Consider the following 523-nt stretch of genomic DNA (forward strand, 5'->3'; position numbering starts at 1 on the left):
GCTTTCCGTCACTTAAGAAACGATGACCATAAGTTAGATTATTGCTCTTAAGAGAACCAATTGTAAACGGAACAACATGTGTTTCGCCAATTTCTGGTCCGAAGATGCAAAGAATATTTTGTAAAGGTCTAATCCACTTCAAAGTACCACTTTGTGCTGAATCTTTTCCCCAACGCATAGATTTAGGCCATGGAAAGTTGCGGATAATATCCGGTAAAATATCGGCAATAATTTCTTCTGCAGCTCGACCTTTTTTAACAATTTTAGCAATATAAAAATGACCTTTTTTATCATCATGTCCAATATGCGCTTCAGAAACATTATTTAATCCTGTTGCACGTAGAAAACCATCAATTACATGCTGTGGTGATTTTATACTGGGACCTTTGCGTTCTTCATGGACATCTTTGGAGCGTATAGAAAGTCCGCGTACGTCCAATGTTAACCGACGAGGTGTCCAATATTCACGAGCGGCTTTATAGGTTAATCCAGCATTCACAAGTTGATCCGTAACAGCTTTTTT

1 protein-coding gene is annotated in these 523 nt (G+C 38.2%); it reads right to left on the reverse strand.

Translation table 11 applies throughout. The features are described 5' to 3' along the window. Window positions 1-523: glycine--tRNA ligase subunit beta (locus ACFIO3_RS15600; protein ID WP_375704834.1), on the reverse strand; the 523-nt coding region annotated here is incomplete at both ends.

The sequence above is a fragment of the Bartonella sp. AD328YNZD genome (assembly GCF_042196425.1).